General features: G+C 57.0%; 23 protein-coding genes. 12 read left to right on the forward strand and 11 right to left on the reverse strand.

Annotated features, from left to right (window positions below):
- Positions 1–72 precede the first annotated feature (72 nt).
- The 3 genes from ACR0NN_RS08710 to ACR0NN_RS08720 all read right to left on the reverse strand — a co-directional run bounded on the left by ACR0NN_RS08710 (position 73) and on the right by ACR0NN_RS08720 (position 2,031).
- A complete protein-coding gene (locus ACR0NN_RS08710) occupies positions 73–405 on the reverse strand; it encodes a hypothetical protein (protein WP_170720890.1) in 333 nt (110 codons plus the stop codon).
- A 335-nt stretch (positions 406–740) separates the two neighbouring features.
- Entirely contained in the window at positions 741–983 is a 243-nt protein-coding gene (locus ACR0NN_RS08715) for a hypothetical protein (RefSeq protein WP_170720886.1), read from the reverse strand.
- A 421-nt stretch (positions 984–1,404) separates the two neighbouring features.
- Entirely contained in the window at positions 1,405–2,031 is a 627-nt protein-coding gene (locus ACR0NN_RS08720) for a TetR/AcrR family transcriptional regulator (RefSeq protein ID WP_170720882.1), read from the reverse strand.
- Positions 2,032–2,175: 144 nt separating this feature from the next.
- On the opposite strand from ACR0NN_RS08720, the gene ACR0NN_RS08725 reads away from it, so the two are divergent.
- The 6 genes from ACR0NN_RS08725 to ACR0NN_RS08750 all read left to right on the forward strand — a co-directional run bounded on the left by ACR0NN_RS08725 (position 2,176) and on the right by ACR0NN_RS08750 (position 9,017).
- Entirely contained in the window at positions 2,176–3,123 is a 948-nt protein-coding gene (locus tag ACR0NN_RS08725; RefSeq protein ID WP_170720879.1) for a homocysteine S-methyltransferase family protein, read from the forward strand.
- Between the two features lie 669 nt (positions 3,124–3,792).
- Positions 3,793–5,139 carry a substrate-binding protein gene (locus tag ACR0NN_RS08730; RefSeq protein ID WP_170685372.1) on the forward strand — a complete coding sequence of 449 codons (1,347 nt, stop codon included), beginning with the start codon at positions 3,793–3,795 and terminating at the stop codon, positions 5,137–5,139.
- Positions 5,140–5,245: 106 nt separating this feature from the next.
- Positions 5,246–6,277 carry a branched-chain amino acid ABC transporter permease gene (locus ACR0NN_RS08735; protein ID WP_170720876.1) on the forward strand — a complete coding sequence of 344 codons (1,032 nt, stop codon included), beginning with the start codon at positions 5,246–5,248 and terminating at the stop codon, positions 6,275–6,277.
- A 3-nt stretch (positions 6,278–6,280) separates the two neighbouring features.
- Positions 6,281–7,486: a branched-chain amino acid ABC transporter permease gene (locus ACR0NN_RS08740; RefSeq protein WP_170720873.1), complete on the forward strand. Its 1,206-nt coding sequence runs from the start codon at positions 6,281–6,283 to the stop codon at positions 7,484–7,486.
- 10 nt (positions 7,487–7,496) lie between these two features.
- On the forward strand, positions 7,497–8,252 hold the full coding sequence (locus ACR0NN_RS08745; RefSeq protein WP_170685375.1) for an ABC transporter ATP-binding protein: 756 nt from the start codon (positions 7,497–7,499) through the stop codon (positions 8,250–8,252).
- A 9-nt stretch (positions 8,253–8,261) separates the two neighbouring features.
- Positions 8,262–9,017: a branched-chain amino acid ABC transporter ATP-binding protein gene (locus ACR0NN_RS08750; RefSeq protein ID WP_170636879.1), complete on the forward strand. Its 756-nt coding sequence runs from the start codon at positions 8,262–8,264 to the stop codon at positions 9,015–9,017.
- 428 nt (positions 9,018–9,445) lie between these two features.
- Here ACR0NN_RS08750 and ACR0NN_RS08755 read toward each other — a convergent pair whose 3' ends face one another.
- Positions 9,446–10,015: a GcrA family cell cycle regulator gene (locus tag ACR0NN_RS08755; protein ID WP_170686119.1), complete on the reverse strand. Its 570-nt coding sequence runs from the start codon at positions 10,013–10,015 to the stop codon at positions 9,446–9,448.
- Positions 10,016–10,141: 126 nt separating this feature from the next.
- Here ACR0NN_RS08755 and ACR0NN_RS08760 point away from each other — a divergent pair, with 126 nt between their 5' ends.
- Entirely contained in the window at positions 10,142–10,945 is an 804-nt protein-coding gene (locus ACR0NN_RS08760) for an ABC transporter permease (RefSeq protein WP_480684430.1), read from the forward strand.
- Here the strand turns inward: ACR0NN_RS08760 and ACR0NN_RS08765 are convergent.
- Entirely contained in the window at positions 10,927–11,817 is an 891-nt protein-coding gene (locus tag ACR0NN_RS08765) for a DMT family transporter (RefSeq protein ID WP_170720864.1), read from the reverse strand. The genes ACR0NN_RS08760 and ACR0NN_RS08765 overlap by 19 nt on opposite strands.
- A gap of 50 nt (positions 11,818–11,867) precedes the next feature.
- Complete coding sequence (locus tag ACR0NN_RS08770) at positions 11,868–12,233, reverse strand: MerR family transcriptional regulator (protein WP_170720861.1); 366 nt, start codon at positions 12,231–12,233, stop codon at positions 11,868–11,870.
- Positions 12,234–12,308: 75 nt separating this feature from the next.
- Between ACR0NN_RS08770 and ACR0NN_RS08775 the strand changes: the two genes are divergently transcribed.
- The 3 genes from ACR0NN_RS08775 to argF all read left to right on the forward strand — a co-directional run bounded on the left by ACR0NN_RS08775 (position 12,309) and on the right by argF (position 14,999).
- On the forward strand, positions 12,309–12,566 hold the full coding sequence (locus tag ACR0NN_RS08775; protein WP_170720856.1) for a zinc ribbon domain-containing protein: 258 nt from the start codon (positions 12,309–12,311) through the stop codon (positions 12,564–12,566).
- A 243-nt stretch (positions 12,567–12,809) separates the two neighbouring features.
- Positions 12,810–13,997 carry an aspartate aminotransferase family protein gene (locus ACR0NN_RS08780; protein ID WP_170720854.1) on the forward strand — a complete coding sequence of 396 codons (1,188 nt, stop codon included), beginning with the start codon at positions 12,810–12,812 and terminating at the stop codon, positions 13,995–13,997.
- 75 nt (positions 13,998–14,072) lie between these two features.
- Positions 14,073–14,999 (forward strand): ornithine carbamoyltransferase, encoded by a 927-nt coding sequence (gene argF / locus ACR0NN_RS08785; RefSeq protein WP_170720851.1) that lies wholly within the window; start codon positions 14,073–14,075, stop codon positions 14,997–14,999.
- Here the strand turns inward: argF and ACR0NN_RS08790 are convergent.
- Both ACR0NN_RS08790 and ACR0NN_RS08795 read right to left on the reverse strand, forming a co-directional pair.
- Positions 14,996–15,589 carry a ferric reductase-like transmembrane domain-containing protein gene (locus ACR0NN_RS08790; RefSeq protein WP_480684553.1) on the reverse strand — a complete coding sequence of 198 codons (594 nt, stop codon included), beginning with the start codon at positions 15,587–15,589 and terminating at the stop codon, positions 14,996–14,998. The two genes, argF and ACR0NN_RS08790, sit on opposite strands and share 4 nt — an antisense overlap.
- 6 nt (positions 15,590–15,595) lie before the next feature.
- The gene (locus ACR0NN_RS08795; RefSeq protein WP_170720845.1) at positions 15,596–16,084 is read right to left on the reverse strand and encodes a peptidase associated/transthyretin-like domain-containing protein; all 489 of its coding nucleotides are present in this window, start codon (positions 16,082–16,084) and stop codon (positions 15,596–15,598) included.
- Between the two features lie 286 nt (positions 16,085–16,370).
- Between ACR0NN_RS08795 and ACR0NN_RS08800 the strand changes: the two genes are divergently transcribed.
- Positions 16,371–17,336 carry a pirin family protein gene (locus ACR0NN_RS08800; RefSeq protein ID WP_170720842.1) on the forward strand — a complete coding sequence of 322 codons (966 nt, stop codon included), beginning with the start codon at positions 16,371–16,373 and terminating at the stop codon, positions 17,334–17,336.
- Positions 17,337–17,400: 64 nt separating this feature from the next.
- Positions 17,401–18,375, forward strand: a complete 975-nt coding sequence (locus ACR0NN_RS08805; RefSeq protein ID WP_170720838.1) for a 2-dehydropantoate 2-reductase — start codon at positions 17,401–17,403, stop codon at positions 18,373–18,375.
- A 62-nt stretch (positions 18,376–18,437) separates the two neighbouring features.
- Here the strand turns inward: ACR0NN_RS08805 and ACR0NN_RS08810 are convergent, their stop codons facing one another.
- The 3 genes from ACR0NN_RS08810 to hrpB all read right to left on the reverse strand — a co-directional run bounded on the left by ACR0NN_RS08810 (position 18,438) and on the right by hrpB (position 23,087).
- Positions 18,438–19,916 (reverse strand): inorganic phosphate transporter, encoded by a 1,479-nt coding sequence (locus ACR0NN_RS08810; protein WP_170685924.1) that lies wholly within the window; start codon positions 19,914–19,916, stop codon positions 18,438–18,440.
- 91 nt (positions 19,917–20,007) lie between these two features.
- Positions 20,008–20,466 (reverse strand): NUDIX hydrolase, encoded by a 459-nt coding sequence (locus ACR0NN_RS08815; RefSeq protein WP_170720835.1) that lies wholly within the window; start codon positions 20,464–20,466, stop codon positions 20,008–20,010.
- Between the two features lie 182 nt (positions 20,467–20,648).
- Positions 20,649–23,087, reverse strand: coding sequence for an ATP-dependent helicase HrpB (gene hrpB, locus ACR0NN_RS08820; protein ID WP_170720832.1), 2,439 nt, complete (start codon positions 23,085–23,087; stop codon positions 20,649–20,651).
- Between the last annotated feature and the right edge of the window lie 66 nt (positions 23,088–23,153).

Genomic DNA, 23,153 nt, shown 5'->3' on the forward strand with positions numbered 1-23,153 from the left:
GGCTGCGACCGCAGAAACTTGATCGGTGGGCCAACGGCGACTCTGGGCCGGCCAGAACTACGGCTCTTATGTCTAGTCGAAGGTCGTTTCCAGCAAATCTTCAAAAAGCCTATTCCAATATAACTCCCGCAACAGGGCTTCACACTGAGCCAGGGTTACCAAATCTTGACCAGAAACCCCTGTTGCTTCAAACCGCTGCCAGCCTATGTGAATTCCCTCGGAGCGGGAGGTATCTGGCAATTCATAGTTCGGATCGTAGTCGCTAAGGATGTCCCTAATCCTATCGGCAAACCGGTTGCTGACCTTAATATCCGTAAACCCACCGCTAAGCACCACCTTCACATCCAAAGGCTCATACCCTTTATCGAGATATGGTATCCGAACTGAGATTACGATGTCGTGCACGCCTCGCCTCAGTTGCAAAATTTCTTGCGAGTGCCTTAGGGCTCTACCATTGATCGAAACCTCTTTTATCATCCTTGCAGGTTAAATCTTTCGGATCACACTTACGCGAAACTCTTCGTCTTCCAAACGCCTTCCAATAGGGTAGAGTGGGCAAACATATCCGCTGATTTCTAAGTTCATCGATATCCCGGATTGGTTAAGCACCTCTACTTCCACAGGGATCGATATGGTGTCTTTTTCTTGGTACGGTCCCGAGAGCTTCACTGGCAATACCGTCATCCGGAGTAAGACTACTAACCGCGGTCAGCCTTGCCTCCATGAGTCTCAGCGACCTATCATCGTACAGTTGCCATCCAGCAAAAAAATAATGCCAAGACGGTTACTACCGAGGCAAGCGCTTGAACCATGCCCATCGCTCTAAACCTGCTTGGTTTGGGGTTGTCGCCAAGCTGTTTGGCACCTTTATTGAGGGCATTGTTCTGGACCGGATCGTCTGTTTCATTTACGACCGTCCTGTTGGTCTCAGGGCGCGTTTCTTTTTCGCCATCTCCATCTGCATCGGTGGTGTTTTGGGTCAATGTTTATCCCCACGATTCTAATCTCCGCTGCGCCGCCATGTTTTTTAAGCGACGTAAGCATGATAGCAATAAGCATTTGAACAATCTGTCACTGCGGACTTCCCAGGTGATCATTCAGAATATCAGTAGTCTCGCAATACATTGGTCGGACCGAGGGAATCCCATTTCGCCAAAATGGATGGCATCCCTGTGCTGCTCTGTTGCACCGTATTTCTTTCGGGAAGGATACTCACATTGTGCTGGAGCCTTGCAAACTGTGAGTTCAGCAACGCACTTCGAAGTGCAACATCAAAGCATCGCAAACTACGGCTAGACTTCCGCTTCGGGCCGTCCTCAAATACTGGTCTTGGGATAGAGTTGCAAATGCTGTTCATGCCCAAGGTCTGTAAAGAGCCCATTCCAGTCTTTTTTTGAACGCGGGTTACTTGCTTGCTCCAAATGTGTTTTGGATCAAATCCCGATAGAGGCGAATTTGGCGCGGCAAGATCAAATTGTCATTCACCACTCTGGCAAAGATTATGGCACCATCAATCAACGCTGGGAGCATGTCGGCCATCTCCTGCAGACTTACTTCATTTTTGGGTGGGTGCACTTGTGCAATTTCTTCAAGTTGTCCAAGTAAAGTCGATCTCCATTGTAGCAATACAGTTGCTGCGACTTGCCTCACATTATTGCCCAGCAGACGTTCTTGGTAACAACAAGCCGTTGTCAGGCAACCAGGGTGGCCCCCTTCAAGGTTCTCCATCTCTGCGGCCATCATGTTCAGAAATACCTGGAATCTGGCCAGGGGGTCATTGCTTACTCTGGCCGCCTTTCTAAGCATCCTGTCGAACCATTCTTTGTCGACCTCCAAGTTGCGCTCGAGGATTGCCTCTACCATCTGATCCTTGTCCCTGAAGTGATAAAAAAAACCGTTCTTGGATATGTCGACTTCGGCGATCAGTTCGTCGATGGTGGTACCCGATACGCCCTTGTGCAAAATCGCCTTTTCAGCGGCATCCAGGATTTGCTCGCGCTTGGATTTTGACTCTGAATTCTGTTTCCACATACGCGCCTTTCCAAGATGCAAAGTTGACAGCTAAAGTATTGCCTCTTTCTGGGGCAAATGGCTACTGCACCATGGGTGAACTAGACAGCGCGCCGTCTATTGCAGCCAATTGGATCTTGAAAGCTTAAGCGGAAGGACAGGAACATGCGGCTCCCACAACTTAATGGTCAGTTGATGACATGCGGTGGAGGTTTCGAGACGTGGCTGCAGTATGTCGACGGGTTCACACTTCGCCATTTTTGCGCCTTTGAATTGATCAACGATCAGTGTGGTTTATCCTGTTTGAAGGATTACCACCGCAAGTTGGTCGAAGGCGCCGTTGAAAACGGTTTCGGAGTAATCAACGAAGGGTTACATTACCGGGCGAGCCGAGATTGGGGCGAACTCATCGGATTCTCGCGCGAGGGGCTCGAAGAAATAAACATCCGCGGGATAGAGTTCTACAAAGACTTCGCCAAAGAATACGACAGCCCAGAAACGCCGATGATTGTTGGAGGCGTAATTGGCCCACGCGGGGATGCCTATAACGTCGGTCGAACACCGGACGCGGCAGAGTCGGAAGATTACCACTCAGAGCAAATTCAAACATTTAAGAAAGCCGGTGCAGATGTCGTCACTGCGGCGACTTTCTCAAGTATTGAAGAAGCGATTGGTATATCGAGAGCTGCCAAATCCGTAGACATAAATGTGGTCATCTCTTTCTTCGTTGCCCGAGGAGGAAAACTTAAGGGCGGAGAGACGCTCGAAGAAGCAATCCGTGCTGTCGACGTTGCCACCGAAAATACTCCTGCATACTACATGATCAACTGCACTCATCCGACCGAGTTCGCACCTGGATTGACCCAAGGGAATTGGACGCGCCGTCTTGGTGGTTTCATGCCAAATGCCGTTGCGATGGAGACGCGTGACCTCTGCAAACTTGGTCATTTGGAAGACGGCGATCCTGAGGAACTAGGGGGGCAAATGGCCGACCTCGCTCGGCGGTTCACCCACATTAACGTCTGGGGCGGTTGTTGCGGCACTGATGGAAGACACATCGGACAAATCACACGTCAGGTTGGAGACGTGCGGAAGCAGATGGCGGCGGAGTAGAGTAATCCCGCACGGCCGCTGTTTTGTCAGCGAAGCAGAAATTCAGAAAGCCTTCGAGAGCCGCAGTGCAGCTAACGGCAGCATTAGACCGCACAGCGGACATTCATGACTTGTACAGCGAATATCTTCTTCGAGCCCAAATTCGTGCTCTACCCAGACATCGAGGAAGCGCCAGTTTTGTCAGCCTCTCACCAAGTCATGCGGCGCACAGCGAAAGTCGATCCATTCTTCACCAGCCCTCGGTGTAGATCGCGACTACGGTGTCAGGAAAGCCGAGAGCGGAAAACCAGACAAAGCTGGCTCCGTGTCCCGCGGTCACCCAGTGATTGTGAAGGTTTAGTATCAAATTGAAACGGAAATTGTAGCCCTGCTCTTGCGATTTGGACTCGACACCTGCTCACTAAAGTGTGTGAGACAATGCAGGATGTAAGCACGGCGAGCAAAAATTTTCAAATAACAGTATTAAGTACAACATATATTTCAGTCTAGTTGAGGAATATTTACAATTTTTATCACATTTCGTGAAAACGTTTACTAAACTATGTTTCAAAACCAATAATTTGTTGTGAAGTTTTCCTTCGGCTTTCCATTATTGATTTGCACATAAGTGCGCTTTCGTCTGCTGGAAGAGGAGCCAAACGACGGAAGAATGGGAAATGGGAGGAATTAATGAACAATAAATCTGTCACACGCCGCGGCGTGTTGAAGTCTGGTGCTGTCGCAAGTACCGGTCTGGCCCTACCTACGATCTTCACGGCTTCGTCGGCTGCTGCGTATACCAACGAACCCACCGGTGGGTCCGTAACCTTGGGATTCAACGTTCCCCAGACTGGGCCGTATGCTGAAGAGGGTAATGACGAGCTACTGGCGCAACAGTTGGCCGTCGAACATCTCAATGGTGAGGGAGATGGGGGTTGCCTGAATACCTTCAGCTCGAAGGCGCTGAAAGGCAACGGTATACTCGGCAAGAAGGTCGAGTTCGTCACAGGCGACACGCAGACCAAATCAGACGCTGCACGCGCATCGGCGAAGTCGATGATCGAAAAAGACGGTGCCATTATGATCAACGGCGGTTCGTCATCGGGCGTGGCCGTTGCTGTGCAGGGTCTGTGTCAAGAAGCAGGCGTGATATTCATGGCGGGTCTAACCCACGCCAATGACACGACTGGCAAAGACAAGAAGGCCAATGGTTTCCGCCATTTCTTCAACGCCTACATGTCGGGAGCAGCGCTCGCGCCGGTGCTGGCCGCCGAGATGGGCAAAGAGCGCCGTGCATATCACCTGACGGCTGACTACAACTGGGGTTGGACCCAGGAGGAGTCGATAGTTGCTTCGACTGAAGCCTTGGGATGGGAAACTGTTAACACTGTAAAAACACCGCTTGCTTCGACGGACTTCTCATCCTACATCACCCCGGTTTTGAACTCGGGTGCTGATGTTCTGGTTCTGAACCACTACGGCGGCAACATGGTGAACTCGCTCACCAACGCAATTCAGTTCGGTTTGCTCGACAAAGTTGCCAACGGCAAGGATTTCAAGATCGTCGTTCCGCTGTATTCGGAACTGATGGCCGCTGGTGCGGGCGAGAACATCAAAGGCGTGCTGGGTTCCATGAACTGGAACTGGCAGCTGCAAGACGAGGGCACAAAAGCCTTTGTGAAGTCCTTTGGTGAGAAATACGGCAAACCGCCGTCCAACTCTGCACAGACCTGCTATGCACAAGTTCTGCTTTATGCGGATGCCTGTGAGCGGGCTGGTACATTCAACCCATGCGGCGTTGTTGAAGCTCTGGAAGACTTCGAGTTCGACGGTTTGGGCAACGGCCCGACCTGGTATCGCGGCGCCGACCACCAGTGTTTCAAAGACGTGTTGGTTGTTCGTGGCAACGAAAACCCGACCAACGCCTATGACACTCTGGAAATCGTCGAGATCACGCCACGTGCACAGGTCGAATACGATCCTGAGCATCCGATGTTCTCGGGTGGTTCACTGGGTGAATGTAACCCGGGCGCGTAAGTCCTCGTGTCTCAGTCTGGCTGCCGAACAGGCGGCCAGACATCTGCAACAGGGTTGATCCTGTTACACCACTTAATTCACACTGACCAACCCTGAGGTGGGGCCTATGGACGCCATCCTATTGCAAATTTTGAACGGTCTGGACAAAGGGTCGGCCTATGCGTTGATTGCGCTGGGGCTGACGCTCATTTTTGGAACGCTGGGTGTTGTGAACTTCGCACACGGCGCACTGTTCATGATCGGTGCGTTCTGTGCCGTTACTCTGCAAAAGCTCATGAACCTGAGCTTTGTGACCATCGACGAAAGCCAAACCGACTTTCTGGGTAACCCACTGAAGGTTGAAACTCCTTATATCGAGGCTTGGTTCGGTCCAGAAACTGGTGCGACGATCATCGATTGGTCGGTTCCTTTGGCTATCCTGTTTGCGATCCCGATCATGTTAGCGGTGGGCTATGTGATGGAACGCGGTTTGATTAAGCACTTCTACAAGCGCCCTCACGCCGACCAGATCCTCGTGACCTTTGGTCTGGCGATCGTGTTGCAGGAAATCGTGAAGTATTTTTTCGGCGCCAACCCGATCCAAACTCCAGCGCCTGACGCGCTGAGCGGTTCTATCGACCTTGGCACAATGATTGGATTTGACCCCAATGCTATAATCTATCCAATCTGGCGTTTGGTTTACTTTGGATTTGCCGTCGCCATTATCGGCGCTGTTTTCTCATTCCTGCAATTCACCACGTTTGGCATGGTCGTACGTGCCGGAATGGCGGATCGTGAAACAGTAGGCTTGCTGGGTATTAATATCGACCGGCGCTTTACGATCATGTTCGGTATCGCTGCCGCAGTGGCCGGTTTGGCCGGGGTAATGTACGGGCCGCTAAACCCGCCAAATTATCACATGGGGATGGACTTTCTGGTCCTTAGCTTCGTTGTTGTTGTTGTTGGCGGCATGGGCTCGCTGCCCGGAGCCGTGCTGGCTGGCTTTCTGCTGGGCATCCTGGAGAGTTTTGCCTCAACGACCTGGGCCACCACGACAATTCCCGGGATCAATCAAATCATCATCTACCTTGTTGCCATCATTGTGCTTCTGACACGCCCGCGCGGGTTGATGGGACGCAAAGGCGTGATGGAGGAATAATCGATGTTTGGACTGAACAAAAAAGACACCAGCCTTCTAATCATCGTCGGCCTTCTCACCCTTCTGGCCCCGTTCATCCTGAACCCGTTCCCAGAAGGCAGCGCCATGGCGCAGTTCAACGCGGGTTATCCGGACCTGATGCAGCGCTTTGTTATCTTTGGCATCTTTGCCATCGGGTTCAACATTCTGTTCGGCCTAACCGGATACCTGTCATTCGGTCACGCGGCTTTTTTGGGGGTCGGATCGTACTCAGCCGTGTGGATGTTCAAATTGCTGAGTTACAACATCATTCCGGCTATTGCGCTCAGCGTTGTGGTCGCCGGGGTATTCTCGCTGCTGATTGGATATGTCAGTCTGCGCCGGTCCGGCATCTACTTTTCGATCCTGACTCTGGCCTTTGCGCAGATGAGTTTTGCATTGGCCTACTCCGTGTTGTCGAACCCCAAGTTCAATCTAACCAACGGGGAAACCGGTCTGCAGGTTTACGCAGACGATCCGCAAATTCTGCAGGGTGCCAACTCACCGGACCTGCCACATCTGTTCGGGCTGCCGATGCGCGCAACCTATACAATGGACGTCGGAGCGTGGAGCTTTGATTTTAACGCGGGATACTATCTGTGCGCGATAGTCATGATGGTGGTATTCTATCTGTCCATCCGCATCTTCCGCTCGCCTTTTGGCATGATGCTACGGGCTGTCAAATCGAACCAGCAGCGGATGAGCTACACCGGCCTGAACTCAAAGCCGTACACACTGGCGGCGTTTGTTATCTCTGGTATGTATGCCGGTCTGGCCGGTGGTCTTATGGCCGCAATGGATCCGTTAGCAGGCGCGGAGCGTATGCAGTGGACCGCGTCAGGAGAGGTCGTTCTAATGACGATCCTCGGCGGCACGGGCACTTTGATAGGCCCAGTACTGGGTGCAGGCTTTATCAAATATTTCGAGAATATCTTCTCGAAGATCAACGACACTGTTTTGCACAGTTGGTTCGCTTTCCTGCCTGACGGTTTGGAGAACGCGGTCGTGTTCGTGATCCATCCGTTCATTGGAAAAGGTTGGCATCTCACGCTTGGCATCCTTTTCATGCTTGTCGTTATCTACCTGCCGGGTGGTCTTGTCGAAGGTGGTCAGCGTTTGCTCAACCGGATCAAGCGCAAGAAATCAAAAGCCGACGATGCAACGTCAGGCAAAACGGAACCGGCGGAATAGGGGGCGAGCCATGGCAATTCTTAGAGTCAAAGACGTTAGCAAGCGTTTCGGCGGCCTCAAGGCACTGACGGATGTAAACCTCAATGTCGAGGAAAACTCGGTTCACGCGATCATCGGGCCCAATGGTGCCGGCAAGTCGACTTTGCTAAATTGTCTGGTGGGCAAGCTTATGCCGGACACTGGAACCGTATTGTTCGACAACGCCTCGGTGTTGGGACTTGAGCCTTTCCAAATCAACCAGATGGGCATTAGTCGGGTATTCCAGACACCAGAGATTTTTGGTGAACTCACAGTGATGGAGAACATGTTGATCCCTATTTTTGCTATGAGGGATGGGGTGTTCCGCATGCATGCCTATGAGACCATCGCCAACGAAAAGGCGATTGTCGAACAAGCAGAAGCGATGCTGGAAGAGATGAACATGGCCGACAAGAGGGAAATGCATGCAGCCTCGCTTTCACGCGGCGATAAGCGCCGGCTTGAGATTGGCATGTGCCTGAGTCAAAATCCGCGGCTACTGCTGTTGGACGAACCCACTGCGGGTATGGCGAGGGCGGATACCAACAACACAATCGACCTGCTGAAACAAATCAAGGATGAGCGCGACATCACTATCGCAATCATCGAGCATGACATGCATGTAGTATTTAGCCTTGCCGAACGCATCACTGTTCTGGCTCAGGGAACACCCCTGGTTGAAGATACTCCGGAAAACATCCGCGGAAACCCCAAGGTTCGCGAGGCCTATCTAGGCGAGGCTGCGTAAGGAAAACCTATGAACGAGAAACCTGACTTTTCGAAAAATGCCAATATGGCCAGCACTGCGCCTGCGTTTCTCTCCGTTTGGGATATGCACTCATACTACGGCGAAAGCTATATCGTGCAAGGCGTCAGTTTCAACGTGCACGAAGGTGAAATTCTTGCTCTTCTTGGGCGCAACGGCGCAGGTAAAACCTCAACACTTCGTTCGATTGCAAGAGTTGGCGAGCCTGAAGTAAGGCATGGCGAAATCTGGTTGGACCACAAGCCGCTACACAAAATGACGAGTTACGAAGCGGCGGCAGCTGGTCTTGGTCTGGTACCAGAAGACAGGCGAATAATTCCTGGCCTGACCGTCGAAGAAAACCTGCAGCTTGCTCAGATTGCGCCGCCAATCGGATGGTCACTGGAACGGCTTTACGAGTTGTTTCCGCGTTTGGGAGAGCGCAGAAAACAAGAAGGAATTACACTGTCAGGAGGCGAACAACAAATGCTGTCAATCGCCAGAGCCTTGGCGAGGGACATCAAGGTCTTACTTTTGGATGAACCGTATGAGGGGTTGGCTCCTGTCATTGTCGATGAAATCGAAAAGACCCTTACTCACGTTAAGCAACAGGGTATGACAACGATAATTGTTGAGCAGAATGCCGTACGCGCCTTGGAGTTAGCGGACCGTGCGATCATACTAGATACCGGGACCATTGTATTTGATGGTACGGCGAAAGAGGTGCTTGAAGATGCCAATCTTCGTGAGGAATATCTGGCGATCTAACCCGCATAATGCACACTAATCAGAGGACAAAGGCAGATCTCATACGTGTTCGAAGCATTTATGTTCTTCGGTTTTAAGTCGGCTGACTTACGCGAAACCGATATTCTGTAACCATGCAGCAGAGTGGAGCAACCCGGTAGCCCAAGACCTGATGAATACTGTTTTCAGATTTTTAACCACTATGTCCGCAATACGATCGTTCGTTCAGGTGAAGCTTGCCGCAGAGCGGCTAACGGCAGCTTTGTCTCGCCAGGCCGACGCTCCAGTCTAAAGCACCCTCGCAGCTTTCAGCGAGGGTGTTTTCTTTGTCAGAGCTCATAACGCCTTGCGTTATGCTTGACATCGCAGAGCTTCGGGTAAGAGGCGTGGCGAAACGCCTGCGCTCTTTTCCCGTTCCACAATAATAATTTAGGTTCTGATGTTCCCAATTACCGCCGACGATCCCGGCGCGAGCTCATGGGCTGGAACGCCACGCCCACATGTGCCTCGCAGTATGGCTTACCCGCCTCAACGGGCAGGCCGCAGAACCAGAAATCCTCGGTCGCGGGGTCGCCGACGGGCCATTTGCAGGTCTTCTCGGTCAGTTCCATCAGCGTCAGCTTCTTGGCTTTCTTCTCAACCTCGTTGACCTTGGCCAGCGCCTCGGGGCTAATCTCATTGGCCGACGGCTGCGGCGGCAGCGGTTGACCGGCGGGAATAATCTGACGGCGGGCCGGGGTGGCCGGTTTGGCCTCTGGCGCAGGCGCCGGGCGGGCCGGTTCGGTCTTGGGGGCGGGTTTGGGCTTGGCCTCGGCCTTGGGCGCGGGCGCCGGTTTCTCCTTGGGTTCGGCCTTGGCCGGGCTGGCGCTGGTGGCGCGGTTCGACAGGCCCAGACGGTGCACCTTGCCGATCACCGCGTTGCGGGTCACACCGCCCAGTTCCTTGGCGATCTGGCTGGCCGACTGGCCCTCGCCCCACATCTTTTTCAGCAGCTCTACACGCTCGTCAGTCCAGGACATCATTTGCCTTTCAAAAGCGGAAAGCGGCCCCAGATTCGGGCCGCCTTGGGAAATCGTCTCAGCCCCCTATTTTAATCACTGCGGCCCGAGTTACAAGCGCTCTTCGAATCAGTTATAGGGCAGGGCATGCAGAATCTCATGGATCACGACGCGCGCCGCTTTGGGGCGGTGAATTGGATGGGCCTCTTTACGCTGGCGCAACGCGAAACGCTGCGCTTTCTGGCGGTCTGGACGCAGACCCTGCTGGCCCCGCTGGTGACGGCGGGATTATTTCTGCTGATCTTCAACATCGCCATTGGACCCAGCCGGTCGGATGTGATGGGCGTGCCCTTTCTGACCTTCCTGGCCCCTGGCATCATGATGATGACGGTAATCCAGAACGCCTTTGCCAATACGTCCTCGTCGATGGTGATTGCCAAAATTCAGGGCAATATCGTGGATACACTGATGCCGCCCCTGTCGCCGCTTGAGATTTTGCTGGGATATCTGGCCGGAGGTATCGCGCGCGGCGTCCTGATAGCGTTTGTAGTGGCCACTGCGCTGGCGCTGGTTCTGGGCATCCTGCCGCAGCATCCGCTGATCGCGCTGGTCTTTGTGATTCTCGGGAGCGCGTTCATGGGCGCGCTCGGCCTGTTGGCGGGGATTTTTGCCAACAAGTTTGATCAGATGGCGGCGATCACCAATTTCATCGTCACCCCTTTGGCCTTTCTGTCGGGCACTTTCTACTCGGTCCAGGCACTGCCTCCGGTATTGAACCGGCTCAGCCATGTGAACCCGGTCTTCTATCTGATCGACGGATTGCGGTATGGCATAATCGGCGTTTCTGACAGCTCTCCGTGGCTTGGAATGGTCGTTTGTGGTGCCGCAACACTGCTGGTTGGGGCCGCGACCTGGCAAATGCTGAGGACCGGCTACCGGCTCAAGGCCTGACGCTGCCGGGTTTCGCGCCAGACAAGGATCAGCCCGCCGGTCAGGATGATGGCTGATCCGATCAGGCTGATGCTGTCCGGGATCACGTCAAAGATCGCAAAGTCATAAAAGGCCGCAAAGATCAGCGTCGCATAGCTGATCGGTGCCACGAATGAGGCATCCGCCCGCGCCATGCCGTTGACGAAACAGGCCTGCGCACAGGCCATCAGTACCCCGATCCCTGCCAGCGCGGCCCATTGTTGCGGCGTTGGCATTTGAAACACAAAACTCACGGCGACAGTTGCGATGGTCAGCCCCATGGAATTGTTTATCAGCAAAATCTGTATTGGAATTTCGCGGCCTGAGAGTTTCTTGATGAAAATCAGCTCCATCCCGATCACGGCGGCTGCGGTCAGGGCCAGCAAGGCGGCGGGTTGAAAGCTGGCGGGTGTTGGACGCAGCAGGATCAAGGCTCCGACCAGCGCAACCGCAGCAGCCAGCCAACGCCAGGGGCCAACGCCTTCTTTCAGCAGCGGGATCGCCAGCACCATGGCAAAGACTGGGTTCAGAAATGAAATCGCCGTTGCATCTGCAATGGGGATATAAGCGACTGAGGCAAACATCAGCGTGATACCCAGCCAGCCAAAACTCGTCCGCCCGATATGCAGCCCCCAATGAACACGCCCCAAACGCGGACGCAGAACGCCCACAGCCGTGATGATCACCAGAAAGGCGAACAGAAACCGCCCATGGCTGATTTGCATCGGATGCAGCGCAGGGCCCAGAACATCCGTGCCCAATGCCTTGGCCAGCAACGTCGTGGCCGCCAAAAGCGCGCTTGCCGCGAGGATCAACAGGGCCGCAAGGGCAGGGTTTTGGCGTGCAGGTGTCATGCCGACAGCGGTGCGTTAGTGGGCGCTAAATGGCAAGCGCATTCTTGCCCTCAGCGTGGAAAATGCGACCCGGCCAGCGCTACCTTGGCGTCGCGCAGGCTTTGCAGAAACCGGTTGGCGCGCGTGATCCGCTGCTCGACCTCATCAATCCGATCTTGCAGAAACTCTTCCGCATCAAACGACTCGGGGTCTGCTGCAGAAAGCTGGCCCAGCAGGATTGCAAGGTCCGCGATGCTCATCCCGGCGGCCTGCGCGTCAGCGATCTGCTCAAGCGTGATCAGCGCATCTTCGGGGTAGTCGCGATAGGAATTCGTCGGGTCAGGCCCTTCGGAAGACTGTATTAACCCCTGTTTCTCATAAAACCGCAGCGTGTCGCGGCTGATACCGCTGCGTTTCGAAAGTTCACCGATGCGCATGCTCAAAAAACCGTTGACTATGATCCATGGTTTATATTCTATGGTTTTTGCCAAACACACGCAAGGACGATACCCATGGGACCGAAATGCCAGAGCTGCGGAATGCCGCTGTCAAAAGATCCGCAGGGTGGCGGGACCGAAGCAGATGGAACGCTCAGCATAACTTATTGCTCGATTTGCTACGAAAACGGGGCATTCCGGCATCCTGATGCGTCGTTTGAAGAATTTCAGGCCCATTGCGTGGATGCGCTGGTCGCCAAGGGTATGCCGCGCATCCTGGCATGGGCCTTCACGCGCGGTATGGGGCGTCTGGATCGGTGGCAGTCTGCCTGATCTCGGCACAAATATCACAATGCTCAATTTTGAGGCTTTGCAGATCGGCTCATAGCCCCTATAGAGCACGCATGATCAAAACCGCACATATCCTGCGCCTCCGACGCCGACGCTTTTCCGCGTAACCGGCCCGTTTGATCTATTTGCGCTGCCCAAATCCGCGCAATCTCCACCAAATCAGTTGACGACCATGGCCCCAGTGTATCACTCACAGGGCTCAAGCTATTCGAAAAGGATGATCCGATGATCCCGTCCGTTCTGCCGACCTATAACCGTGCGCCCCTGACATTCGTAAAGGGCGAAGGCGCCTGGCTGACCGAGGCGGATGGCCGACGTTTTCTGGACCTCGGCGCTGGCATCGCTGTAAACGCGCTGGGCCATGCACATCCTGCGCTGGTCGCTGCTCTGACCGAACAGGCGCATGCTCTGTGGCATGTCTCGAACCTCTACAACATCCCGCAGCAGCAGGCGCTGGCTGACAAACTGGTCGAACACACCTTCGCCGATACGGTGTTCTTCACCAACTCGGGCACGGAATCCTGTGAGTTGGCCGTGAAAATGGCCCGCAAGTATTTCTATGACAAAGGCCAGCCCGAAAAGGTCGAGATCATCACGTTTGACGGCTCCTTCCACGGCCGGTCTTCGGCTGGCATCGCTGCGGCTGGGTCCGAGAAAATGACCAAAGGCTTTGGCCCCCTGCTGCCCGGCTTTGTGCATGTCATGTTCGGCGATCTCGACGGCGTCACCAACGCCATCTCTGACAAAACCGCGGCGATCCTGATCGAACCTGTCCAGGGCGAAGGCGGCATCCGCCCCGTATCCGACGCAGAACTCAAGGCCCTGCGCCAGATCTGCGACGACAATGGGCTGCTTTTGATCCTCGACGAAGTGCAATGCGGCGTGGGCCGCACCGGCAAGCTCTTCGCCCATGAATGGGCCGGTATCACGCCCGATATTATGATGGTTGCCAAGGGCATCGGCGGCGGCTTCCCCCTCGGTGCGGTCCTTGCCACCGAAGAGGCCGCCAGCGGCATGACGGCAGGTACGCATGGGTCCACCTATGGCGGCAACCCGCTGGGTTGCGCCGTAGGCTGTGCGGTGATCGATCAGGTCGCCACGCCCGCCTTCCTCGAAGGCGTCAACCGCAAGGCAGGCCTGCTGCGTCAAAAGCTCGAAGGCCTGATCGCCGACCACCCTGAAGTGTTCGAAGAGGTGCGCGGTTCCGGCCTGATGCTCGGCCTGAAGTGCAAACCGACCAATATCGACGTGGTGAACGCGGGCTATGATAACGAGGTCATAACGGTTCCGGCCGCCGACAACGTGATCCGCCTGCTGCCACCCCTGACCTTAACCGAGGACGACATCGCCCAAGCCATGATCCGCCTCGACAAGGCCGCAGTGCAAATCGAAGCCAGCCTGACCACAGCTTGATCTTCATCTTTTCCCAAATACTCCGGGGGTCCGGGGGCAGCGCCCCCGGCCTTCGACAGCCAAAAGCGATATGAAATGAACCATTTCCTCGATATCCACAAAACCGATGTACCCGCTCTGCGAGGTATGATCGATCAGGCCAGCGTCATGAAACAGGCCCGCCTTGGCCGCCCCAAAGCCGCGCCAGATGATGAGCAGCCGCTTAAGGGTCGCATGGTGGCGCTGATCTTCGAAAAACCTTCAACCCGGACACGCGTATCTTTTGACGTCGGCGTGCGCCAGATGGGCGGGCAGACCATGGTGCTCTCGGGCAAGGACATGCAACTGGGCCATGGTGAAACCATCGCCGATACCGCACGTGTGCTCTCGCGCTATGTCGACATGATCATGATCCGCACCTTTGACGAGACAATCCTGACCGAGATGGCGGAATATTCAGACGTACCGGTGATCAACGGCCTGACGGACCGCACCCATCCCTGCCAGATCATGGCTGACGTGCTGACCTTCGAGGAACATCGCGGCCCGATCAAAGGCAAAAAAGTCGTGTGGACTGGCGATGGCAATAATGTCTGCGCCTCGTTCCTGCATGCGGCCGGTCAATTCGGGTTCGATTTTACCTTCACCGGCCCAGCCCAGCTGGATCCGGAAGACGAGTTTATGGGGCTGGCCCGCCAGCAGGGCTCGAAGGTGGTGATCGAACGCGACCCGCATAAGGCAGTCCAAGGCGCCGATCTGGTGGTGGCCGACACTTGGGTGTCGATGCACGACAGCCAATCCGCCAAGGAACGCCGCCACAACATGTTGCGCCCCTATCAGGTGAACACCGAGCTGATGTCACATGCCAAGCCCGACGCGCTGTTCATGCACTGCCTGCCCGCCCACCGCGAGGAAGAGGTGACCTCTGAAGTTATGGATGGCCCAAACTCGGTTATTTTCGACGAGGCCGAAAACCGCTTGCATGCGCAAAAGGCGATCATGCGCTGGTGCCTTGGCGTCTAACGCCGCCTGATGTCCCAGATCCTCAATCGGGCGAGCGTTCGGACGCTCGCCATCAAGACCAGCGCGCACAGGGCGGTTTTTGTCATGATCTCCATTGTGCCTTCGATCAGCATCGCATGCACCACGCTGCCCAGGATGGTCACGCAGGCCAACCCCGCGTGACCCAGCCTCCAGACCCGGAACCGAAGGTTCAGAAGGTGGCGAAAAACCCCCAACAGGGCCGCCGCAAACGCCGCCCACATGGCCACGACACCCCAAGCGGAAAACGGTGTCGGCGATACGAACAGCAACGCGTCCACAACATCAGGCGGGCTGGTGATCCACAGCCCGCCGACATGGATTGCAATCGCCGCAACCAGAACCAGCCCAATCAATCGGTGAATATGTCGGCTTGCGATAGGGGATATCCCAGGCAAATCGCGCCCCGCCAAAAGTGGCTGCACCAGCAGCAGGCCCATGCTGATGATCCCGGCAAATCCGGCCACGATGTAAATCGGATCGCGCCACGCCAAGTATGGGCTGAACGCTGCCGCAATAACCGGACCCAAAACGGCAACAAATAACGCCGCCCAGATCGCCACGCGTTTCAGCACCTATCAGACAGGCTGCAGCACAAAATGCGCGGCAAGGGTTTTGTCCCGCGAACTCGACATCACGGGGCGCAGAAATACCGTTTCAAATTCACCGCTGTCATAAGCCAGATGCCCATGCGCCTGACCAAAGGCAGGCACGATCTGGGGCATTTCAAGCCGGAATTCTCCGTTGGCATCCGTCAGCGTCGCGCCATGGCTGCGCTGGTCGCGCTCATGCCCTTCGGTCGTATGCGCCCAGATCTGGATGCGCTGGCCGGGCAGGGGGGCTCCGTCGCCCGCGCGGCGCACGGTCCCGGTCATCCAAAACCCACCGCCGCCGATCCGGTCGACAATGGGCGCACCCGGTCGGTAATTATTGGACCCGCCCCGCATCGAGCGTGTCGGCGCAAGATCCGCCGCGCGGGCCGGTGCAACAACGCCGGTCATGCCCGCGGCAACCGTGCCAAGCCCGGCCGCAACAAATCTGCGGCGATTGATTTCCAGTCGGGTCATTGCATCCACTCCTGTCGGTTGAACCCCATCATTGACTGGCCTTCCTGAACCAGCCGCACCCGATCCCTAAGACTAGCACGATTACCCCCGATTCCGAGAGGCATGAGGGGCAGTAGCAAGTGATCCACTTCACGCCTCTGTGAATATCCACCGTAAGTAGTCGCAGGCTGCTCGAACCATCGCACGGATATTGTGCGAAGATGCACTTTTCACGTGATGATTTAGCTATACATTTGCATAAGCGAACATGAGCGCGTCTCATGGAACTGAACAAGGGAGATCAGGAATGAGTTGGAACCCCACCCATAACCCCGAATGCGCCTCCGAAAACGGTGCGCTCGAAACGTTGATCATCCCGCGCGCCCGCGATCTGGGCGGGTTCGAGGTGCGTCGCGCGCTGCCTTCGGTCGAGAGGCAATTGGTCGGCCCGTTCATCTTCTTCGACCAGATGGGCCCGGCAGAATTCATCACCGAAGGCGGCATCGATGTCCGCCCGCATCCTCACATCGGACTGGGCACCGTGACCTACCTGTATCAGGGTGAGTTTGAACATCGTGACAGTATCGGCACCCATCAGATGATCTATCCAGGCGAGGTCAACTGGATGGTCGCAGGCCGCGGCGTCACCCATTCCGAACGCACCAGCGACGAAACCCGCGCCCGCCAGAACAAACTGTTCGGTATCCAGACCTGGCTGGCCCTGCCGGAATCGCATGAGGATATGGCCCCCGATTTCGAACACCACAAGCAAGGCGCGCTGCCTCATATCGAAGACAGTGGCGTCAGCGCCCGGTTGATCTTGGGCTCGGCCTATGGCGAAACCAGCCCGGTCACTATGCTGTCCGAGACTTTCTATCTGGATGTCCAACTCGCCCCCGGCGCCTCGTTCCCGCTGCCCGACAATCATGAGGATCGCGGTGTCTATGTCACCCAAGGCTCGGTCGAGGTCGCGGGTGATACCTTCGATGAAGGGCGCATGATGGTCTTTCGACCCGGCGACAAGCTTTCGGTCAAGGCGGGCCCCCAGGGGGCCCGGCTGATGCTGCTGGGCGGTGCGACGCTGAACGAAGATCGCTATATCTGGTGGAACTTCGTCTCGTCCTCGAAGGAAAAGATCGAAACCGCCACCCGCGAATGGAACACCGCTGACTGGGCCAACGGGGCCTTCCATCTGCCCCCTGGTGACGATCAGGAATTCATCCCGATCCCGGATGCACTGGAACGCACGCAGCCACGCCGCGCCCGCGTCTGACCTCACGTTACACTGGCCGCACTGAGCGATCCCGGCAATCATTGGCGCACAACGGAGGTGCACCATGAAGATCGTCATCGCAGGTGCGGGCAGTATAGGCTGCTTTTGCGGCGCATTGCTGGCCGCCACGGGCCATAACGTGACGCTGCTGGGCCGCGCCCGCGTGCTGGACGCGATCCGGGCTCGGGGGCTGACGGTGACAGATTTCTCGAACCTGCATCGCTATATCCCCGGCGCGCAACTGACGCTCAGCGAAGAATCGGACTGTCTTGTGGATGCCGAACTGGTCATCGTGACGGTCAAAACCGGCGCAACTGCCGAGATGGCTGCACTGATCGCCGCGCATGCCCCGGAAACGGCCCCGATCCTGTCCTGGCAAAACGGTCTGGAGAACGCCCGAATATTGCGCGCATTCCTCCGCGGGCGCGACGTGCGCGCCGGAATGGTGCCGTTCAATGTGGTGCCCACCGATGGGGCCGCCTATCACCGCGCCACATCCGGAGAGATTGTGATCGAGCACGGCCCCAGGGCGCTGGTCAGCCAGCTCACCAGCCCCGATCTGCCCATAACCGAAAGCGACCGGATCGAAGCGGTGCAATGGGGCAAGCTGGTGATCAACCTCAACAACGCGCTTAACGCGCTGTCTGGACTGACCCTGCAAAACCAACTGCTCGACAGAAACTGGCGTCGCCTGATGGCCGACCAAATGGCAGAGGCGATACGCGTGCTGCAAGCCGCCCAAATCAACGCCGCCTCGACCACACCGCTGCCCGCTTGGATGACCCCGCATATCCTGCGCCTACCAACGCCAATCTTTTCACGGATCGCGGCAAAGATGTTGACCATCGACCCCACTGCGCGCACCTCGATGGCATATGATCTGATGGCAGGTCGACCAACCGAAATCGACAGCCTGCAAGGCGAAATCATCAGGCTCGGCCATCAACACGCAATCCCAACCCCGATCAACAGCCGGATCGCCGAACTGATCCAACAAGCCCCGTCGACACCGCTCGCAGTGAATCAGATCAATCCCTGATCCGCCTCTTCATCTGGCCAAAAATATCCCGGAGCGCGAGGCAGAGCCTCGCTTAAATCCGATCATCCAAACGCCGTCAGAACCCAGAAGATCACCGCCGACATCACCGCGGCTGCGGGTACTGTAATCACCCAGGCTGCGACGATGGTCATGAAATGCGAACGCCGCACCAGCTTGCGCCGCCGATGCTCCTCGCGCGCTAAACGCAGCTCTGCCGGTCGTTGACGGTTCGAATATTTCCACCGCCGCTCGGCATGCCACTCCCGATAGAAGCCAACGCCAAAAACCGCCCCGACCGCGATATGAGTCGAACTGACCGGCAAACCCAGCCAACTGGCCACGATCACCGTGATCGCCGCCGATAGCGCCACGCAAAAGGCGCGCATCGGGTTCAGCTTGGTGATCTGGCTGCCCACCATCCGGATTAGCTTGGGGCCGAACAGGAATAGACCGAACGAAATGCCAAAAGCCCCGATCACCATCACCCATGTCGGGATCGACACTTTCGAGGCAAAGTCCCCAAATTCAGCCGCGTGCACAATCGCTGCCAGCGGACCCACCGCATTGGCCACGTCATTAGCCCCATGGGCAAAACTCAGAAACGTGGCTGAAATCACCAACGGCAGGCCGAACAATACTTTCAATGACCGGGTCCGGTTCTCCAGACCCTCGGACTTGCGCTTGACCCAAGGCACGGTCACAGCCCAAACCAGCCCGCCGAAGGCCAGCCCGATCAGGATCGCAAATTGCAGATCGATTTTCACGATCCGCTTCAGACCCTTCACTGACAAATAAGTGGCGAAGGCCCCGGCCATCACCGCAACCAATATGGGCACCCAGCGGCGCGCGGCGGCGATCTTGTCGTCCTGATACTGAATCTTGTGCTTGATCAGCGCCAGAAATGCGGCTGCAATCACTCCGCCCAAGACCGGAGAGATCACCCAACTGGCAGCAATCGCACTCATTGTGCCCCAGCTCACCGCGCTCAGGCCTGCCGCAGCAATGCCCGCGCCCATAACACCGCCCACGACCGAATGCGTGGTCGAGACCGGTGCGCCGACCCAGGTGGCCAGATTGACCCACAGCGCCGACGAGATCAGCGCCGCCATCATCGCCCAGATGAACACATTGCTGTTCTGAACCGACATCGGATCAATGATGCCTTTTGAGATGGTCGAAACCACATCGCCGCCTGCCAGCAAAGCACCCGCGCTTTCGGCAATGGCAGCGATCAGGATCGCGCCACCCATTGTCAGCGCGTTGGCCCCCACGGCCGGGCCCATATTGTTAGCCACGTCATTGGCGCCAATGTTGATCGCCATATAGGCCCCGAACGCAGCAGCAGCGACAACGATCAGGCCGCCATCGGCGCGTCCGAACAGAAGCGCTGCGGCCAGTCCGGCCAGAGCAATAAAGGCCAGCGCAATACCGGGTGCCAGCAGCGGGCGCGCTACATGGGCATTGGCATGTTCAACACGAGAGATACGCTGAAGATCACGATCGAGCGCGTGCCAGCGGGCTTTGGTAGGTTGATCCGACATCAGTCCACAGAAGCTATTTGAGTTAACGCTCGGCGCTAACCCTTTCCGGCGCGTGCAGCAACCGGGATGTCATCAAAACTTCGTATAACTGTTACATTTGTAGAAGCAGATCACGCAATTCTGGCTCTTGCACCCGCTCAGCGGCCACTTTCCGCGAAACCCAGCAGCGTGTGCGCTGGTCGGCCTCGGGATAGTCGTCGGCCAGATCAGACACCTCAATGTGATAAACGCTCGTGGTAACGGGTTGCGCCGTACCATCACTCAATTTCTTGTCGTACGAGTAATAGCCGACCGGCGTCTGGCCAACCTCTGTCGCCCGAACGCCAGCCTCTTCCCATGCTTCCTGCAGCGCCGTTTCAGGCCCGTTGAGCCCATCGATGGGCCAGCCCTTGGGGATGATCCAGCGTTTGGTATCTCGGCTGGTGATCAGCAGAACATCACCGCCCGGGCTTGTGTCGCGCGTGCACAATGCGGCAACCTGCACCCGGCTGGGGCGCTGGATCAAAGGTCGTGCGACCTCTTCCCAGATGTTGTGTATCCACTTTGTCATTCTCGGCCTGCTCAAACGTATTTTTGGACAATGCTACATTGGTCAGAAAACATTACTTAATTATGTATTGCAGATTAAACAATACTTTCCCACGCTAATGGGCAGTTATGGCCGAATTATAGCGAGATATGTGTGTTTTTTGCCGTTTTCCTGTAGATGGCGCCTGGCATGACGACCAAATTTCAGGTCTTCCGGCGTTTCGCGCGCAGCGTCGGGTCGGCCTGTGTCGGGTCTTCGGGCCAAGGGTGTTTGGGATATTGCGCGCGCATATCCTTGCGCACATCGGCATAAGACCCCGCCCAGAACCCGGGCAGGTCGCGGGTGATCTGGATCGGTCGTTGCGCCGGTGACAGCAAGGTGATCTTCAAAGGCTCACCGCCAACCACCGGGTGTTGAGTGACACCGAACACCTCTTGCAAACGCACCGAGATTTCGGGCACCGCCCCCCCATAGTCAATCGGCAGTTTCCGTCCCAGAGGGGTCACGAATGAGCCCGGCGCGCGTCGATCCAGCTCTTGCATCTGGTCCCAATCCAGCCTGGCGCGTAACGCTGGCAACAGATCGAACCGCTTCCAATCCTCGGCGTTGCGTACGCCCGAGAGCATGGGCAGCAGCCAGTCTTTCACCGAAGCCAGCAACCCCTGATCCGAGAAATCCGGCAAGTCAGCTCCTTCCGCGCGCACCAGCTCGACCCGCGCAGCCAATCGTGCCGCCGCGCCATTCAGCCGAATGCCCAGATCACGCACTCCATCCAACATGGCCAGCGCCACAGCGTCCTCGGGCACATCCTTCCAAATGCGATCATCCAGCGTAATCGCGCCAAACCGCTCCTGCCTGCGGGCCAAAACACGGCGCTCGCGTTTTGACCAGTCGCAGCTGTCGACCCAAGCGATCTGATCACTGAACAGCGCGCGGATTTCACTCTCGGAAATCTGCGCGGCCATACGAACGCGCGCCTCACGCGGATTTCCATCCGTATCCGTCACCACCAGATATGGCGCACCGGCCAGAGTATCGCCGTTGTCCAGCACAACCCCCTTGCCGCCCGACAGCACATAGCGTGGCGTATCGCCCTTGCGCCGCTGCCCGATCCGGTCCGGGTAGGCCAGCGCGGCCATCGCCGCCGGACTCAGGCCATCTGTGCCTTTGGCCTGCGCGCGCAGCCGTTTGGTTTCGCCCTTGATCCGATCCAGAGCACCCATATTGACCTGCCAGACCCGGTTGCGCTGAAACGCGCGCACGTCGCGCAGCGCTTCAAGCCGTAGCAATAGATCGACCGGAGCCCCCCGCAGCGGATCACGTTCTGCGATCAGCGCCGCCAGAGGCGCGGCATCAGTCCCAGCGCGCACCAGCATATGCCCCAAACGCGGGTGCAGCGGCAGCGCTGCCAGCGCCCGACCGTGATCGGTGATCCGGCCTTTTGAGTCTAATGCACCCAGCATCGCCAGCAACGCCCGTGCTTCAGCCAGCGTGCCTTCGGGCGGAGGTGTCAGAAAGGCCAGATCTCCGGGTTCAGCGCCCCACAGCGCCAGTTCCAACGCCAACCCTGTCAGATCGGCCGCCTCAATCTCGGCAGGCGGGTAAGCCGACAGCGCACCTTCTTCGCCCTTTGACCACAGCCGATAACACACCCCTTCAGCTACACGGCCTGCGCGGCCTGCACGCTGGGTGGTCTCGGCCCGCGTCACCCGCTCAGTCACCAGCCGTGACATGCCGGATCCCGGGTCGAACCGCGCCCGTCGCGCTTGCCCCATATCCACCACCACGCGGATGTCGGGGATGGTCAGCGAGGTCTCGGCAATCGACGTGGCCAGCACCACCTTGCGCCCCTGCTTCACCGGAGCAATCGCCGTGCGCTGAACAGCAAAGGGCAAGGCTCCGAACAGGGGCCGAACGGCGCAAGTATCGGGCAGCCGGTTGCTCAATGCGGCTTCGACACGGCGAATTTCACCTTCGCCGGGCAAGAAGACCAGCATACCGCCCTGCGTCTCACGCTCAGCCCTCACCACAAGTTCGATCAAAGCATCCAGCCGCCGCGCCTGCGCACCCAGCGGGCGATCCAACCAGCGGGTTTCGACCGGATAGCTGCGCCCCTCGGACGTCACTAGGGGCGCCTCCATCAGCCTGCCCACCGGTTCGGCATCCAAAGTGGCAGACATAGCGAGCAGGATCAGGTCGTCCCGCAATGCCCCGGTCACCTCAAGGCACAAGGCAAGCCCCAGATCCGCGTTCAGAGACCTTTCGTGGAACTCATCGAAAATCACCGCGCCCACACCTGGCAGGTCGGGCTCGGATTGCAGCATGCGGGTCAGAATGCCTTCGGTCACAACTTCGATCCGAGTTGCTTTTGACACCTTCGCATCGCCACGCACGCGGTACCCGACGGTCTGGCCCACAGGTTCGCCCAAGGTCTCGGCCATGCGCTCGGCGGCGGCGCGCGCAGCCAACCGCCGGGGCTCCAGCATCACGATCCGACCTGCGCACAGGCCCGCCTGCAACATCTCAAGCGGTACGCGCGTGGTTTTACCAGCCCCCGGAGGTGCCTGCAGCACCGCGCGCCCATGCGTTCGCAGGGCGCTCAGAAGGTCTGGAATGGCGTCATCTATGGGCAACCGGGTCATATCGCCTTATCGCCAAAGCCCCGGCCAAGGTCCAGCACCCGCAAGACGCGTCAGACTAGGGGCTGG

Source organism: Ruegeria sp. BA2, from assembly GCF_056539605.1.

What these genes read in the sequence shown, in the direction of transcription:
- ACR0NN_RS08720 (WP_170720882.1), bottom strand. Translation starts at nt 2,031, where the DNA reads ATGTGGAAACAGAATTCAGAGTCAAAATCCAAGCGCGAGCAAATCCTG.
- ACR0NN_RS08725 (WP_170720879.1), top strand. Translation starts at nt 2,176, where the DNA reads ATGCGGCTCCCACAACTTAATGGTCAGTTGATGACATGCGGTGGAGGT.
- ACR0NN_RS08730 (WP_170685372.1), top strand. Translation starts at nt 3,793, where the DNA reads ATGAACAATAAATCTGTCACACGCCGCGGCGTGTTGAAGTCTGGTGCT.
- ACR0NN_RS08735 (WP_170720876.1), top strand. Translation starts at nt 5,246, where the DNA reads ATGGACGCCATCCTATTGCAAATTTTGAACGGTCTGGACAAAGGGTCG.
- ACR0NN_RS08740 (WP_170720873.1), top strand. Translation starts at nt 6,281, where the DNA reads ATGTTTGGACTGAACAAAAAAGACACCAGCCTTCTAATCATCGTCGGC.
- ACR0NN_RS08745 (WP_170685375.1), top strand. Translation starts at nt 7,497, where the DNA reads ATGGCAATTCTTAGAGTCAAAGACGTTAGCAAGCGTTTCGGCGGCCTC.
- ACR0NN_RS08750 (WP_170636879.1), top strand. Translation starts at nt 8,262, where the DNA reads ATGAACGAGAAACCTGACTTTTCGAAAAATGCCAATATGGCCAGCACT.
- ACR0NN_RS08755 (WP_170686119.1), bottom strand. Translation starts at nt 10,015, where the DNA reads ATGTCCTGGACTGACGAGCGTGTAGAGCTGCTGAAAAAGATGTGGGGC.
- ACR0NN_RS08760 (WP_480684430.1), top strand. Translation starts at nt 10,142, where the DNA reads ATGCAGAATCTCATGGATCACGACGCGCGCCGCTTTGGGGCGGTGAAT.
- ACR0NN_RS08765 (WP_170720864.1), bottom strand. Translation starts at nt 11,817, where the DNA reads ATGACACCTGCACGCCAAAACCCTGCCCTTGCGGCCCTGTTGATCCTC.
- ACR0NN_RS08770 (WP_170720861.1), bottom strand. Translation starts at nt 12,233, where the DNA reads ATGCGCATCGGTGAACTTTCGAAACGCAGCGGTATCAGCCGCGACACG.
- ACR0NN_RS08775 (WP_170720856.1), top strand. Translation starts at nt 12,309, where the DNA reads ATGGGACCGAAATGCCAGAGCTGCGGAATGCCGCTGTCAAAAGATCCG.
- ACR0NN_RS08780 (WP_170720854.1), top strand. Translation starts at nt 12,810, where the DNA reads ATGATCCCGTCCGTTCTGCCGACCTATAACCGTGCGCCCCTGACATTC.
- argF (WP_170720851.1), top strand. Translation starts at nt 14,073, where the DNA reads ATGAACCATTTCCTCGATATCCACAAAACCGATGTACCCGCTCTGCGA.
- ACR0NN_RS08795 (WP_170720845.1), bottom strand. Translation starts at nt 16,084, where the DNA reads ATGACCCGACTGGAAATCAATCGCCGCAGATTTGTTGCGGCCGGGCTT.
- ACR0NN_RS08800 (WP_170720842.1), top strand. Translation starts at nt 16,371, where the DNA reads ATGAGTTGGAACCCCACCCATAACCCCGAATGCGCCTCCGAAAACGGT.
- ACR0NN_RS08805 (WP_170720838.1), top strand. Translation starts at nt 17,401, where the DNA reads ATGAAGATCGTCATCGCAGGTGCGGGCAGTATAGGCTGCTTTTGCGGC.
- ACR0NN_RS08810 (WP_170685924.1), bottom strand. Translation starts at nt 19,916, where the DNA reads ATGTCGGATCAACCTACCAAAGCCCGCTGGCACGCGCTCGATCGTGAT.
- ACR0NN_RS08815 (WP_170720835.1), bottom strand. Translation starts at nt 20,466, where the DNA reads ATGACAAAGTGGATACACAACATCTGGGAAGAGGTCGCACGACCTTTG.
- hrpB (WP_170720832.1), bottom strand. Translation starts at nt 23,087, where the DNA reads ATGACCCGGTTGCCCATAGATGACGCCATTCCAGACCTTCTGAGCGCC.